This window comes from Klebsiella grimontii, from assembly GCF_900200035.1.
GTDB lineage: Bacteria > Pseudomonadota > Gammaproteobacteria > Enterobacterales > Enterobacteriaceae > Klebsiella > Klebsiella grimontii.
Map to the genome: position 1 here is coordinate 1 of NZ_FZTC01000019.1, position 14472 is coordinate 14472.

Genomic DNA, 14472 nt, shown 5'->3' on the forward strand with positions numbered 1-14472 from the left:
TATCTACGCCAGCTTTGAAGGGCTGCATAAATTCACCCGGCAGGCGCAGATCGAATATCTGCTGGCCTTCCACGACTATGACAACGGCAAGGACAACACCGACAACCGTAAAAACTACGGCGCCATCGTCCGTCCGATGTACTTCTGGAACGATGTGCACTCCACCTGGCTGGAAGCGGGCTACCAGCGCGTCGACTATGACCAGGGCGGCGATAACCACGGCTGGAAGCTGACGCTGTCGCAGAACATCGCCATCGGAATGGGGCCGGAGTTCCGCCCGATGCTGCGCTTCTACGTAACCGGCGGCCAGGTGGATAACAAGCGCACCGCGAAGGTCAACGGCACCAAAGATGAACAGCTGGATTCGCTGAACGTCGGCGGCATGTTTGAAGCGTGGTTCTAAAAGCTGACGGATTCACCAGGGGAAACAGGCTGGCGCGCGCCAGCCTGTCCGCTCGCTCAGCCCTCTCAATGCACCGTCAGGCGCAGGGCCAGGTCCTGCGGGTAGGGGGCAAAGTAGTTCTGCGCCTGTAGGTAACGATCCGGATATTCGGCCAGATAGTGCTTAAGCAGCGTTATCGGCGCAAGGATGGGCAGCAGCCCGGAGCGATAGTTAAGGATCACCTCCCGCAGCTCGCCGCGCTGGCGGCTGTTTAGCTGGTTACGAAAGTAGCCCTGAATATGCATCAGCACGTTGGTGTGGTTTTTACGCGAGGCGGGCTGCTTGAGGATCGCCATCAGTTTTTCGCGGTACACCGCAAAGAAAGCCTCCAGATCCTGCCACTCGTGGAGCGACGCAACGAACGGACCAATCTCGCGATACCCCGGCTGATGATGGGCCAGCAGCTGAAGTTTATAGCGACTATGAAAATCCAGCAGCGCACGACGCGTGAGGCCATTTTTGCGCAGGCTATTCAGCTCGTGCAGGGCGAAGACCCGCTCGACGAAGTTTTCACGCAGCGCAGGATCGTGCAGGCGACCATCCTCCTCAACCGGTAGCCAGGGGTATTTCTCCATCAGCGCGGCGGTAAACAATCCTGTGCCTTCTTTACGCCCGCGGTTGCCCTTTTCATCGTACAGCCGAACGCGCTCCATGCCGCAGCTGGGCGATTTGGCGCAGACGATAAATCCCGACAGTTCGCCCAGCGTGGAGAGATGGGCGTTGGCAAAATCGGCCATCTTCTCCGTCACGTCGTCGTGCGGGGCATGGCTAAAGCGCATGCGAAGCTCCCCCTCGGTCGTCTGCACCAGCCGCAGCGCCGGGCGCGGAACGGGCAGGCCGATAGCCATCTCCGGGCAGATGGGTTTAAACGCCACCCACTGCGCGAGCTCATCCATTACAAAGCCCATTCGCTTGTGCCCGCCGTCGAATCGCACGGCTGAACCGGTTAAACATCCGCTGATCCCAATGACAGGTTGCGTGTTCATGGCGTTGTCCTCTTTTAATGTACCGCTCGGGTGAAGAAAAGGGTCACCGTGGCGACGGTAATGCCGAATTTCTTCATCTCGGTTTTGTTGAACAGATGCGCATCGTCCTGCAGGAACATCCAGTCGTCGAAGTGCAGCAGCCAGGTGCTACCGCTGGCCGTCACGTTCATGCTGTAGCGCCAGTGAAAAGCGTTGCCCGCCGCCTGGCCGGTCGCCACCCCGGCGATGTCGCCCGCGGTGCCTTCATAACGGTCGGCGCCGATACGGCGAATGCGCCATACCCGCTGCTGCTTTTCGCCATCGTCATAGACAAAGCGCTCGTGAAGCGTCAACGTGTCGCCAACCACGTCGCCGTCAATCGCCACGTGGAAGCGGCGCAGCTGCTTGCCGTTGCGATCCTGAATCATCCCCCAGGCTTCCGTTTTGCCCTGAAAGTAACGGAAAATGTCCAGTGCCGGCTGCTGCTGCCGATAGTCGGCGACTTCAGCGCTGCAGCCCGCCAGCGCCAGCATCAGCAGCGCGAGGCCAAGGGTCAGAATGCGTTTCATGGTGTACCTCCGATCAACTGCTGACGCAGTTCGGGATAGGTGGTGCCGGGATCGAGCCAGATAGCGAGAAAGCGCGTACTGAACGCTGCCGACTGGCGCGGCCCCAGCGCAGTAAACGTGGGCTGCGCGGCGCTGGCGCGATACCAGAACTGGCCCTCGCCGCCGCTCACCACGAACGCCAGCTGCGTGCCCGATGCGACGTCCGGCCAGAGTCCTCGCAGCATGCGCAGCCAGGCCTCGCTTTGCGGCTCCTGTTGCAGAATGCCCTGCGCCCGCCACTGGTCGCGGGTAGCCTCGACCAGCTCGTCGCGATCGATGCTGCGCTGATAGGTGATAATCAGCGCCCGATCCTGATGCGGGCCGTCATACCGGCCGTCCGGCGTGCGTAGCTGCGAGGTATAGACGGTGAAGGGCCCCCAACTGAGGGTCGCTTCGCCAACGCGGGGCCACTCCAGCCAGTCGGCTGCGTGAGCAACTGGAGAGAATGCCGCCAGCCACAGCAGTAATAAAGCCGTTCTCATTGCCGCCTCCCCATCACCATATGGAACACGAGCATCATTGCCAGCCAGCCGCAGGCCATCGCGCCGAAGACAGCCGCCGTCGGCGCCAGCAAAGTCATCGCTCCCAGATAGGCGCCGAGCAGGTATGCCGTCGGGCCGCCAAAGGCCGCCGCCAGGGCCAGCAGCCATCCTGGCAACGTCGCGGCACAGGTCAGGCGGATCCAGACGACGGCGAACATCAGCCACAGCGCGGCCATCCACAGGGGCAGCAGGGTACCGCCGTTAAAATCGACCAGTCCCGATAGCGCCCAGATCGTATCCAGCCCGCAGCCCGCGGCGGCCAGCAGCAGCGCAGACGCACGGTATTCTGGCGGTAGCCGTAGCCAGCAGAGGATTGCCAGCGCCAGCCAGATGAACAGACCGCGCTCGCGAAACAGCACCACCAGCGTCCAGTAGAGGTCGAACGCGATGGCCGTCAGCAGGAGCGACGCCGGGCGATTCATACCCGCTCCGCGGTGAGCTGTACAACGCTGATGGTGCGGGCGTTAAACCCGGCTTCGCAGTAGCCGAAGTAGTAGAGCCACATGCGGCGGAAGCGGTCATCAAAGCCGAGCTTCTCAATGTCCTGCCAGGCGTGGGTAAAACGCTGGCGCCAGTGGGCCAGGGTGCGGGCGTAGTCCGGTCCCATATCAAACAGATCGCGCACCACAAAATCGGTATGCCGCGTCATCAGTTCGTTCATTACGGTGATGCTGGGCAGAAAGCCGCCGGGGAAGATGTAGCGCTGAATAAAATCGACGCTTTTGCTGTAATCGCGATAGCGCTGATCCTGGATGGTGATGGCCTGGATCGCCATTCTTCCCCCCGGACGCAGGCGCGCCTGGCAGGTGCGAAAGAAAGCCGGCAGATAGCGCTGTCCCACGGCTTCAATCATCTCCACCGACAGCAGCTTGTCATACTGGCCGGTGAGATCGCGGTAATCGCAGAGCAGCACCTCGACGCGATCCTCCAGCCCGGCGCGGGCAATTCGCGCTTTGGCCCACTGGAACTGTTCCTGTGACAGGGTGGTGGTGGTGACCCGGCAGCCGTAGTGGCGGGCGGCGTATTCGGCCATCGCTCCCCAGCCGGTGCCAATCTCCAGCAGACGATCGCCGGGCGTAAGCGCCAGGCGATCGCACAGGCGCGCCATTTTGGCCCGCTGAGCCTGGGTCAGATCCTGGCCGTCGTCGGTAAACAGCGCGCTGGAGTAGAGCAGTTCGTCGTCAAGAAAGTGGGCGTAAAAGTCGTTACCCAAATCGTAATGGGCGGCAATGTTCTCCCGCGCCTGCGCGCGCGAGTTGCGGCGCGTCCAGTGGCGTAGCCGCGCCACGGGTTTGCCGAGCAGGCGGAAGCCGCGCTCCAGTCGTCCCAGCACCTGGCCATTACGCGCCAGGATCTGCAGCAGCTGCGTCAACTGCTGGCTCTCCCAGTCGCCGTCCATCCACGCCTCCGCGGCAGCGAGGCTGCCGCCGGTCAATAAGCGCCAGTAGACGTCCGCGGAAAGCACCCGCGCCTCGGCGCGCAGCGCGGCGGCGGGGTCGCCAAAATGAAAGGTCTGCGCCCCTTCGCGCACGGTGAGCGAACCTTCGCGAATGCCGCTCAACAGACGAAAGAGCAACCAGCGTGCGATACGCACGTTGCGCGGAATATCGGGTTCAAGCGCAAAGACGGGATCGGTCATGAGCGTTCACTCCTGCTGACAGGATGGTTATACAGCGGCACGCGCTTGAGCCACAGCCGCAGCGCCTGCCAGTAGATCGCGAGGACGGTTTTCAGCGTCATCAACGGAATGCGCAGCAGCAGCCCGCGCAGGCTGGCGCGCGTCAAAGGCACGCGGCTCAGGGCCAGCGTGGCGTCGAAGATTTTGGCGGTCTGATGGTTCTCAATATGCATGTGCAGCGTTTTACCCGGGCTGTTAAAGCGCCAGCAGTAGACCATGTCCATCGGGTTAAACGGGGAGACGTGAAACGCTTTCGCCAGCGGGCGCGCCCGTTGACCGTCTACCGCGTAGTAATGACGCTCATTCCACGGCGTGTTGCGTACTTCGGCCAGCACCCAGCGCAGGGCGCCGGCGCCGTCATAGCAGTAGTAAAAGTTGACCGGATTAAAATGAAAGCCCAGGTAGCGCAGCTGGGTCAGCAGCATGACGCGGCCCTCCGGGCGGCAGCCGGTCAGGCTTTCCAGGCGGTTCAGAACCTGCTGTTTTAACGGCGTGCCCAGCGGATAATCCGCATCGTAAAAGGCGGCGGCGGCAAACCGATTGCGGCGGATGCCGACGGCCGCGAGCGTATCCAGTTCGTCCAGGTCGAGCCAGGCCATAAAGATGCGATAGCGAAAGTGGTGCGCCTTCGGCTGGAGACGGCGGTGGCGTAATACGCCCTCATAAAGGCAGCTGTTCATTTCAGAAGTTCTCCGCCGCCGCGATGCCGTTGACCACATCGAGGGCGCTGCGCACGCCATCTTCATGAAAACCGTTATACCAGTACGCGCCGCAGAACCAGCTCCGCTGGCGGCCGTTAATCTCCTCGCGGCGCATCTGGGCGGACCAGCTTTGCGGATTAAACAGCGGATGTTCATAGACCATGCGCTTCCAGACGAAGCGCGGGTCCACCGGCGTTGGCGGATTGAGGGTGACGCAGAACAGTGGGGCGTCGGCGGGCAGGCCCTGAAGAATATTCATGTTATAGGTGACGCAGGCGCTGGCCTGATCCTGCTCGCTCAGGCGATAGTTCCAGCTGGCCCAGGCGCGCTTGCGCGTCGGCAGCCAGCGGGGATCGCTATGCAGGACCACTTCATTTTGCTGCCAGCCGATATCTCCCAGAATCTCGCGTTCGGCGGAGGTCGGGTCCGCCAGCATGGCCAGCGCCTGGGCCGAGTGGCAGGCGAAGATCGCCTGATCGAAATGCTGCTCCCCCGATGCCAGCTGGAGCGTGACGCCCTCCTGGCGACGGATAACGTTTTGCACCGGCGCATTGAGGCGAAGGCGCAGGCGATCGCCACGCTGAGCCAGCAGGGCGCGCACGTATTCGCGCGAGCCGCCGGGCACCACGTACCATTGCGGACGCTGGCGGATATCGAGCAGGCCGTGGTTTTCAAAAAAGCGCAGAAACAGCGCCAGCGGGAAGCGGCGCATCTCCTGCAGCGATGAAGACCAGATAGCGGCGCCCATCGGCAGAATGTAATGGCGAGCGAAAAAGGGGCTAAAGCGGTGCCGCTCAAGGAAGGTCTGTAGCGTGGCGCCCGGGTCGAACGCCCCCGCCAGAGCCTGTTTCGCCTGACGATTAAAGCGGACGATCTCCGTCAGCAATCCCCAGAAGGCCGGCTTTACCAGGTTGCGCCGCTGGGCGAAAAGCGAGCTCAGGCTGTGGCCGTTATACTCCAGCCCGCTCTGCGGGTTGTGTACCGAGAAGCTCATTTGCGTTTTTTGACCGCTGAGTCCCAGCTCGCTGAGCAGCCCCATAAAGCGCGGATAGGTGCGATCGTTGTAAACGATGAACCCGGTATCGATGGCCCATGTGCCCTGCGGCGTGGCGATATCCACCGTGGCGGTGTGTCCCCCCGGCGTGGATGCCGCTTCGAACAGGGTGACCTGGTGTTGTCCGGCAAGGCGCCAGGCGCAGGTCAGACCGGCAATGCCGCTGCCAATAATCGCGATATTCATGAGCGTACCATCCTGCGCAACAGTAGGCGTTGCAGACCTTCGGGAAGCCCTGCCAGCAGGCGCAGGAGCATGCCAAAGCCTGTCGGGAAGACGATATGATTTTTACCTTTCGCCAGACCGAGGCGAATCGCCTTTACCGCGTGCTCCACGCTCACCTGGCCGGGCATGGAAAAATCGTTTTTGCGCGTCAGCGGGGTATCGACGAATCCCGGCGAGACCACCGTGATGGCAATGCCTTTCGGCTCCCAGTCCAGGCGCAGGCTGTTGGCAAACCAGGTTAACGCCGCTTTGGAGGCGCCATACGCCTCGGCGCGAGGAAAGGGCAGCCAGTGCGCCATTGAACTTACCAGCACCACGCGATTGCCGACAGACAGCTGCGGCTGAAGCGCCTCCAGGCAGTTCACCGGCCCGAGAAAGTTGGTGGCGATCGTCCGTTCCACCAGCGCGGCATCTACCGTTCCGTGGTCGAGGTATTCGCAGGTCCCGGCGCAGAGAATGATCAGATCGGCCCGGCACTCCGCGAGCGCCTGGCGACAGGCCTCCCTGTCCGTCATATCAAATGAGCGGAGGCTGATGTTGGGGCTGTGCCGCTGTAGCGCTGCCAGACGCGACGGATCGCGACCGCAGGCGATGACGGGGTGGCCGTCCGCGGCGAAGGATTTGGCGAGTCCGGCGCCAATCCCGGAGCTGGCGCCGGTGATAAGCACCGTCATCATGTCCGCACCCTCCGCTTGACGCCGCGTACCGCCCAGCCCAGCAGGGGAAGATGTTCGTACAGCATCTCCCCGGCGTCGTAGTAGTCGCGCTGGTGAATAATCCGCTCCTCTTCAACCGTAACCATCGAGCAGCCCGCAAGTTCTAACGCCTTCCCGCCGTCCAGGCGCGGATGCGACCAGTGCATGGTCCAGGCGACGGCAAACCGCTGAGCGTTGCAGACCGGCGTATCGATGTCGAAACGGCACCGCGCCACGTTGGCTAACAGATGGGAAAAATACCCCTGGATCGCGGACAGCCCCCGATGCTGGCCAAACGGATCGATCAGTACGGCATTCGCATGATAGAGCGCGGCCAGCGCCGAGGGCGGCTGGGTATCCAGCATGGCGTAGTACTCAGTAAAACGACTGAGAACGGAGGGCGAAGGACTCATGGCTCACATCCTGAGTGAATCAACATAGCGTATTTAAAACTTACACAATTAATAATATTTGTCCAAGTTTTGGTTGGAATATTTTTTATTTTTATTAAAAATCAGATGGTTATTTTTATCTTTGCAGCGCAGGTTTTGAGGCTTTAGCGAGAGGCGAAAGGGTATGTCCGCCGCGCCTTACGCGGACAGGGGGGCGCATTTTACGTACAAAGGATCGGTTTACGGGGGATATGACGAAGGACGTGTTAGCCGCGGCGCACTAAATTACAGCGCGACAATCTCCAGAGAGACCACCTGCTGCTGCCAGCGTTCGACCTGCTTCTGGCGAGCAGGAGAGAGTTTACCGGTCGTCACCAGCAGCCATTTGCGCTCCGGCAGGATCTCCGGCGCCAGGGTTGCGGGGGGCGCCGGAAGGACGTCGATGCGGTGGCCCTGTCCGGTGCGTTTGAGCGCTTCAAGCCAGATTTCGCAGGCGTCTGTCAGGTGCCAGCCGGTGATCAAATAGTTATCGCCGGGCGCCTTTTTGTCCCCTTCGAGGCAGAAGGAGGTGTAGGCGATGATGATACCGTCGAGGATTTCGCGCAGCGTCATAATTGCCGGTACGTTGGCGGAGACCTGGCTGCGCAGCGGGCGCAGCACCTCGGTGACCAGCTCGGGGCGAGGGGATTCGCGCCCGGCGTCGTAAATCAGCTGGCGCAGGGATTCGATTTTCCCCTCTTTCAGGCGCTGGAGCATGTTCTCCTGCAAGGTGAGCCAGTTATTCGTCCGCCGCGCGCCGGGACGCGCCAGCAGGGGTTTCACCTGGCTGACGGGAACCCCTTTTTTGACCCAGTCGAGAATTTTAAGCGCCTGCTGGATATCGTCATCGTTGTACAGGCGATGGCCGCCGTCGGTGCGCTGTGGCTTAAGGAGGCCGTAGCGACGCTGCCAGGCGCGGAGCGTCGTCGCGTTAATGCCGCAAAGCTGCGCAAATTCACCGATGGAGTAGGTCATAAGGGACACCTGATAATCAACAATACTCTCAATATACTACGAATAGCGGCGGGTTGAGTGCATTCCCGCGCTTTTGCAAGCCGTTAGCCTCGCCAAAACTTAGTGAAAAGAAAAAGGAGAGAACACATAAATCGCTGCCATCCCTGCGAGACTGGCGATCGCGCTGATGATGAACCAGGTCCTGAACGGCTGCTTTTGCGTTTTGTGGCGGAACAGCTGCTGACCCGCTATTGCGCCAGCCCAGCCGCCCACGAACCCAAACACCAGCAACGTGGACTCCGGTACCCTGTGCCAGGCCCTGCGCGCCGCCATTTTATCCACGCCGTAAATCGCTAGCGTCAGGACGTTGACCAGCAGGAGCCAAATAGCAAAGGGCCAGGACGTAAAAATGCTGCCGAGCGCCGCAGCGATCAGGAGCAAATAACAACACCGATTGAGATTCATATTTTTAGCCGCAGTTTTTCAGCGCGTATTGAAACCGCATTATACGCACGACCCGCGGCGAGAAAAACCCGCGGCCTTAGCCTACTTCCTCGCCTGGCGGCCGGTGAGCGCCGTTATTCCGACCGCGGCAAGCAGCAATATTCCACTTAATCCAAAAGCGCTTTGCCACCCCATGCGGTCAAATACCACGCCTCCTGCCGTCGAACCCAGCGCAATCGACAGCTGAATCACGGCGACCATCAATCCGCCACCCGCTTCCGCGTCGTCGGGCAGCGTCCGCGCTATCCACGTCCACCAGCCGGTTGGCGCCGCCGTCGCCAGCATTCCCCACAGGCTTAACAGAATGGCTACGGCCCAGGCGTGGTGTCCTGCCAGCAGCAACGTTCCGGCAATCGCGGCCATCAGTAAGGGGAGGGTGATTAAGGTCTGATAAAATCGGGCAGTGAGGAGTGGTGAAACGCCCAGGGTGCCGATAAAACCCGCGATGCCTATCGCGAGCAAAATCAGGGACAGGCCAGAGGCGCTGACGCCGGTTACCGTTTCCAGAAACGGCCGCACGTAGGTAAAGAGGGTAAACTGCCCCATAAAGAAGAGTCCGCAGGCCAGCAGGCCGATAGCGATGATGGGCGTTCTGAACAGGCGAAGCGCGGAGCCGCGCGGCCGGCTCGCGTTATCGCTTGCCATCGCGGGCAGGCTGACGCACTGCCAGATGAAGGCGGCTATCGCCAGCGGCGCCAGGCATAAAAAGGCGCCGCGCCAGCCGACGGTTGACCCCAGGTAGCTGCCCAGCGGCGCCGCCACGACGGTCGCCAGCGCGTTACCGCCGTTGAAAATCGCCAGCGCGCGGGGAACCTGGCGCTGCGGCACCAGCCTGATGGCGGTGGCCGCCGACATCGACCAGAATCCACCGATGACGATACCAATCAGGGCCCTTCCCGCCATATAAACCGCATAGCTGGACGCCAGCGCGACAATCAAACCCGACGCCGCCATCAGAACCGTCAGCCCCAGCAGGAGATATTTACGATTCAGGCTCCCGGCAAGGTTGGCGATAGTCAGGCTGGTCATGACCGCCAGGGCGCCGGAAATCGCAATGCCCTGGCCTGCCAGCCCCTCGGTGACGTTTAAATCTCTGGCAATCGGCGTCAGCAGGCTGACCGGCATAAATTCGGAAGCGATGAGGACAAAAACGCACAGCGTCATGGCAAATACGCCGCCCCAGTGGGCGTGCGCTGGCGTGGGGGGGGTAGTACGGCTCAGTGTGGACATGATCTGCATCCCGGAATATTTTCCCGGCCCGCTTCAGGCGCGGCCGGATCAGACGCTATTGATGAAAACGTGGATAAAGGTAAAGCGCGGGCGATGGAACGCCGCCCGCGAATTTCGAACGGCTTTCGGTCGTTATCTCAGGTTGGTTTTGAAAAATTGTTCAAATTTGGCAAACGGAATTTTACCGGCCGCATTGTCATAGAGATCGACATGGTTCGCGCCGGGGACGATTATCAGCTCTTTCTCTTTGCTGCCGATGGCCTTAAAGGCGTCTTCGGCAAAATAGCGGGAATGCGCTTTTTCGCCGGTCACGATCAGCGTCGGGATGGTGACTTCATTGGCATAGCTCAGCAGCGGCATATTCATGAACGACAGCGGCATGGTCGCATTCCACGCGCCGGTTGAGTTGACGGAGCGGGCGTGGAAACCGCGCGGCATCCGGTAATAGTCAAAAAACTCTTTCAAAACCGGGTTCGGGTTGGCGGGTAAGGTTTCTGGCAAGATACGATCGCCCGCGCTGGCGTTGCCTTTCTCATCGACGTAAATATCATGTCCGCCCGGCGCGTAGGCGCCGTTTTCCGCATCCTTCCAGCGCTGTTCGTTGAGGTAGCGCAATACGGCGCGGCGATCGGCGGTGGTATAGCGATCTTTACCGTCGCCAACGCCATGGCCCATCGCGCGGCTCATGTCGTACATGACGCTGGTGGCCACCGCTTTCACGCGGGTATCCATCGCGGCGTCGTTTAGCGCCATGCCGCCCCAGCCGCAAATGCCGAGCAGCCCGATACGGTTGCGGTCCACCTCGCTTTGCAGACCTAAGAAATCGACCGCCGCGCTGAAATCCTCGGTGTTGATATCCGGAGAGGCAACGTTACGCGGATAGCCGCCGCTTTCGCCCGTATAAGAAGGATCGAAGGCCAGGGTGACAAAACCCTGTTCCGCCAGGGTCTGCGCATAGAGGCCGCTGGACTGCTCTTTCACCGCGCCGAAGGGACCGCTGACTGCGATCGCCGCCAGCTTACGCTCGCCGCGATCTTTTGGAATGTAGAGATCGCCGACCAGGGTGATTCCGTAGCGGTTCTGGAAGCTCACCTTACGGTGATCGACTTTCGCGCTTTCCGCGAAGGTTTTGTCCCATTTTTCGACCATCGAAACGGGCGCGTTTGGATGAATGGTATCGGCATAGCTCATGGTAGTGACTCCACTGAATGATGCGCATAGCAGCATGGCAGGCATGGCGGCCGTCAGTTTTCTGGCGAATGCTTTCATCAATATTTCCCCTAAAACAGGTTCCAGGTACAGGTTGCATATGGGCAACGCTGCGGTGTTTTGTTGCCATGCGCCGATTATAGTTAGCAGTAATGGTGCTGATTAGAGGGTGAATAATGCTAAGATTGATATCATATTGTTATGAATGGCGAGAAGGAAACGATGGCGAAACGGGAAAACTATAACGATCTGTACCTGTTTATGCTGGTGGTGCGGGAGGGCAGTTTTACCGCCGCGGCGCAGCGGCTTGGACTGGCGCAATCCGGCGTCAGCCGTTCCGTTCGTGAACTGGAAGAGCGGCTGGGCGTGCAGCTTCTGGTGCGTACCACCCGCAAACTTTCGCTCACCCAGGCGGGCGAGCAGCTCTATCGAACCGTCGAATCCGGCTTTGATGCGTTAGACTCGGGGCTATCCACGCTGGCGTATTATCGCCATACCCCGTCCGGTACCGTCCGTATCAATGCCAGCCAGCACGCCATTGATAAAGTGCTGCTGCCGAAGCTGGCGGTCTTTAAACAACGCTATCCTGATATCCGCCTGGAACTGATCAGCGAAAGCCGGTTTGTCGATATTATCGCGGAGCGGTTTGATGCCGGGGTGCGTCTGGGGCCGGAAGTCGGCGGCGGCATGGTGGCGGTGCGCATTTCGCCCGATATGGAGATGGTTGTTGTCGGCACGCCCGAGCATTTTCGCCGCTACGGCTTTCCGCAAACGCCCGCGGATTTAGTGATTCATCCCTGCATTGCCTATCAGTTTGGCGACGGCAGCCTGTACGCCTGGGAGCTCGATCAGGACGGTAAAAAAATCACCCACCGTCCGCAGGGGCAGTGGGCCTTTGCTGACAGCTATATGGAGGCAAAAGCCGCCAGGTTGGGTCTGGGTCTGGCTTATGTCCCGCAGGAGCTGGTCGCCGACGACTTAGAGCGAGGCGCGCTTATCAGAGTTTTGCAACGCTACAGCCAGCGGCTGGAAGGCTCTTTTCTCTATTATCCCCATCGCAACGTGTCGCCCGCGCTGCGGGCGGTGATTGATACCCTGAGAATTTAAGCCGTCAATCCTGAGGGGCGTAACCTTCTCCGGGGGCACGTTCTGGTTGATGACAGGCGCTACCGTTACTGTTTAACGTCGCATCGCGCCTTTTGTAATAAGCTCTCTAGCCACTCGGTAAACGCCCGCACTTTGCGTGAGAGATGGCGGTGCGGGTACAAGAGTGACAGTTTGCGATCGGGGGAGGGATTGTCGGGTAAGACTTCCACCAAAAGGCCGCGGTCGAGATAAGGCTGTAAAAAAAGGTTCATCCCCTGGACTAATCCCAGCCCCGCCAGGCCTGCCGATAAATAGGTTTCAGAGTTATCGATGACCAGCTTACCGGGAAGCGTCATTTCGGCGATACCTTCTGGCGTCGCAAAGGTCCACGGCATAATTTGCCGGCTGCTGCTGTTAACCCAGTTGATAGCCTGATGATCCTGCAAATCCTCCAGCGTTTGCGGCGCGCCGTGGCTCGCAATATAGGCCGGGCTGGCGCAGGTCGTCATTTTGATGCTGCCCAACTTGCGGGCGATATAGTCCCCGTCGTCCAGTTCTCCCACCCGCAGCAGGCAGTCAAGCCCATCGCGCAGCATATCCTGACGACGGTCTGAGCTACTGAGGATGATTTCGACGCCAGGATGCTGACGATAAAAATCAGGCAGATGGGGAACGACCAATAACGTCGCAAAAGCGACAGGCATGTCGACTCGCAGCTGGCCGTGCAATACTCGGTCTGTACTAAACGATTCCAGCAACGCATCCGCCTGGGAGAGCAAAGGTTTGCTCTGACGGTAAAACGCTTCCCCGTCAGGCGTCAGGTTAATACGACGCGTTGTTCGCTGCAGCAAACGCGTGCCGCAGTGCTGCTCAAGCAGCTGCAAGGCTTTCGTAACGGCGGGACGATGAATCTGCAGGTTCTCCGCCGCCTGAGTAAAACTGCCCGCCTCGACAATTTCAATAAAAATGCGAATCGATTCAAAGAGATTTATTTGCATAACTGGCTTCTTTTGCCCACATCGGGATATTCTATTGTTACTGATTTTATAATAGTGATGAACTTTTTTGGCTATTTTTCTAAACAATGTAACGGCCTACACTCCTTCCACGAAGAAAATGAACCGCGCCATAGCGCTATTGTGAAGGATATTGCACCATGAAAAATAACCGTATCTGTCAGATCCTGAATATAGAAAAACCGGTGATTCAGGGGCCGCTATCGTGGCTGACCGATGCCCGTTTAGTCGCCGCCGTCAGCAATGCCGGCGGGCTTGGCGTGCTGGGGCCCAATGCCGGTTTAACCGCTGAGACCGCGGTTTCCACGCCGGAAGAAACCGCTGAAAAAATGCGCGAAGAGATCCGCAAAACCAAACGGCTGACCGAAAAGCCTTTCGGCGTGAACCTGATCCCAACGCCTGAAAATGATATCTGGACCCCGCCTATTCTGCAGGTGATAAAAGAAGAGGGCGTCAGGGCCGTGGTGTATACCGGTTACGGCGAAGGGGCGCTCATACCGGCGCTGTTCAACGAATTAAAAGAGGCGGGTATTGCTGTTATTTACCGTGATATCAATCCGACGCCTGAAAATACCCGCCTTGCTGAAGCCGCTGGCGCCGATATCATCGTCGCGACCGGCTTTGATGAAGGAGGGACATTGCCGGGCACCGCGCTGGGAACCTTTTCAATTGTGCCGCTGATTGCCGATGCGGTGAAGCGCATTCCGGTGATGGCCGCGGGCGGTATTACCGACCATCGTACCGCCAGAGCAGCGCACGCGCTCGGCGCGGAAGGGATATTTGCCGGTTCGGTTTTTATCGCGACGGAAGAAAGCAGAGTGCCAGCCTCGGTCAAAAATAGAATTATTGCCGCCAATGGCCTTAATTTGCGGCTTTTCCGCACGCTGCCGCATTACTATCGCTCGCTGCCGGGCAGGCTGGCCGAAAAACTGGTGTCGATGGATAAAGCCGGCGCCAGCCGCGAGGCGCTCGGCGAAGCCATGGGGGGATTACGCGGTTTGCGTATCGGCATGCTGGAAGGCAACGCTGATGAAGGCTATATCTCGCTCGGCACGGGGATCGGCAACATCCACAGCGTCAAAAGCGTAGCAGAAGTGGTCGATGCCTTAACCGTGGACTGAGAGCGGGGCAA

Annotated in this window: 17 protein-coding genes; 3 read left to right on the forward strand and 14 right to left on the reverse strand. The window is 59.7% G+C overall.

Annotated features, from left to right (window positions below):
* A partial coding sequence (locus KOSB73_RS14725) for a carbohydrate porin (RefSeq protein WP_165774975.1) occupies nucleotides 1-403 on the forward strand: 403 nt, incomplete at its 5' end.
* A gap of 65 nt (nucleotides 404-468) precedes the next feature.
* On the opposite strand, the gene KOSB73_RS14730 is transcribed toward KOSB73_RS14725, so the two are convergent.
* The 13 genes from KOSB73_RS14730 to KOSB73_RS14790 all read right to left on the reverse strand — a co-directional run bounded on the left by KOSB73_RS14730 (nucleotide 469) and on the right by KOSB73_RS14790 (nucleotide 11298).
* Nucleotides 469-1428, reverse strand: coding sequence for a YbgA family protein (locus KOSB73_RS14730; protein ID WP_098140624.1), 960 nt, complete (start codon nucleotides 1426-1428; stop codon nucleotides 469-471).
* A 14-nt stretch (nucleotides 1429-1442) separates the two neighbouring features.
* Nucleotides 1443-1976 carry a DUF3833 domain-containing protein gene (locus KOSB73_RS14735; protein WP_098140625.1) on the reverse strand — a complete coding sequence of 178 codons (534 nt, stop codon included), beginning with the start codon at nucleotides 1974-1976 and terminating at the stop codon, nucleotides 1443-1445.
* Nucleotides 1973-2497: a hypothetical protein gene (locus KOSB73_RS14740; RefSeq protein ID WP_049131433.1), complete on the reverse strand. Its 525-nt coding sequence runs from the start codon at nucleotides 2495-2497 to the stop codon at nucleotides 1973-1975. Before KOSB73_RS14740 ends, KOSB73_RS14735 begins: the two co-directional genes overlap by 4 nt.
* Nucleotides 2494-2979, reverse strand: a complete 486-nt coding sequence (locus KOSB73_RS14745) for a DUF2878 domain-containing protein (protein WP_098140626.1) — start codon at nucleotides 2977-2979, stop codon at nucleotides 2494-2496. The genes KOSB73_RS14740 and KOSB73_RS14745 overlap by 4 nt, the downstream gene beginning before the upstream one ends.
* Nucleotides 2976-4196, reverse strand: coding sequence for an SAM-dependent methyltransferase (locus KOSB73_RS14750; RefSeq protein WP_024358383.1), 1221 nt, complete (start codon nucleotides 4194-4196; stop codon nucleotides 2976-2978). The genes KOSB73_RS14745 and KOSB73_RS14750 overlap by 4 nt, the downstream gene beginning before the upstream one ends.
* Nucleotides 4193-4915, reverse strand: coding sequence for a DUF1365 domain-containing protein (locus KOSB73_RS14755; protein WP_098140627.1), 723 nt, complete (start codon nucleotides 4913-4915; stop codon nucleotides 4193-4195). The genes KOSB73_RS14750 and KOSB73_RS14755 overlap by 4 nt, the downstream gene beginning before the upstream one ends.
* A gap of 1 nt (nucleotide 4916) precedes the next feature.
* On the reverse strand, nucleotides 4917-6176 hold the full coding sequence (locus KOSB73_RS14760) for an NAD(P)/FAD-dependent oxidoreductase (protein WP_049086786.1): 1260 nt from the start codon (nucleotides 6174-6176) through the stop codon (nucleotides 4917-4919).
* Complete coding sequence (locus KOSB73_RS14765; RefSeq protein WP_098140628.1) at nucleotides 6173-6892, reverse strand: SDR family NAD(P)-dependent oxidoreductase; 720 nt, start codon at nucleotides 6890-6892, stop codon at nucleotides 6173-6175. Before KOSB73_RS14765 ends, KOSB73_RS14760 begins: the two co-directional genes overlap by 4 nt.
* Nucleotides 6889-7323, reverse strand: coding sequence for a nuclear transport factor 2 family protein (locus KOSB73_RS14770; RefSeq protein WP_024358379.1), 435 nt, complete (start codon nucleotides 7321-7323; stop codon nucleotides 6889-6891). Before KOSB73_RS14770 ends, KOSB73_RS14765 begins: the two co-directional genes overlap by 4 nt.
* 264 nt (nucleotides 7324-7587) lie before the next feature.
* Entirely contained in the window at nucleotides 7588-8316 is a 729-nt protein-coding gene (locus tag KOSB73_RS14775; protein ID WP_004139240.1) for a MerR family transcriptional regulator, read from the reverse strand.
* Between the two features lie 99 nt (nucleotides 8317-8415).
* Nucleotides 8416-8760 (reverse strand): DUF1294 domain-containing protein, encoded by a 345-nt coding sequence (locus KOSB73_RS14780; RefSeq protein ID WP_098140629.1) that lies wholly within the window; start codon nucleotides 8758-8760, stop codon nucleotides 8416-8418.
* Between the two features lie 81 nt (nucleotides 8761-8841).
* Complete coding sequence (locus tag KOSB73_RS14785; RefSeq protein ID WP_165775009.1) at nucleotides 8842-10029, reverse strand: MFS transporter; 1188 nt, start codon at nucleotides 10027-10029, stop codon at nucleotides 8842-8844.
* 132 nt (nucleotides 10030-10161) lie between these two features.
* On the reverse strand, nucleotides 10162-11298 hold the full coding sequence (locus KOSB73_RS14790) for an alpha/beta hydrolase (protein WP_098140630.1): 1137 nt from the start codon (nucleotides 11296-11298) through the stop codon (nucleotides 10162-10164).
* Between the two features lie 162 nt (nucleotides 11299-11460).
* Between KOSB73_RS14790 and KOSB73_RS14795 the strand changes: the two genes are divergently transcribed.
* Complete coding sequence (locus tag KOSB73_RS14795) at nucleotides 11461-12345, forward strand: LysR family transcriptional regulator (RefSeq protein ID WP_004139230.1); 885 nt, start codon at nucleotides 11461-11463, stop codon at nucleotides 12343-12345.
* Between the two features lie 65 nt (nucleotides 12346-12410).
* Here the strand turns inward: KOSB73_RS14795 and KOSB73_RS14800 are convergent, their stop codons facing one another.
* On the reverse strand, nucleotides 12411-13322 hold the full coding sequence (locus KOSB73_RS14800) for a LysR family transcriptional regulator (protein WP_049090291.1): 912 nt from the start codon (nucleotides 13320-13322) through the stop codon (nucleotides 12411-12413).
* A 158-nt stretch (nucleotides 13323-13480) separates the two neighbouring features.
* On the opposite strand from KOSB73_RS14800, the gene KOSB73_RS14805 reads away from it, so the two are divergent.
* Entirely contained in the window at nucleotides 13481-14461 is a 981-nt protein-coding gene (locus KOSB73_RS14805) for an NAD(P)H-dependent flavin oxidoreductase (RefSeq protein WP_098140631.1), read from the forward strand.
* Nucleotides 14462-14472: the final 11 nt, after the last annotated feature.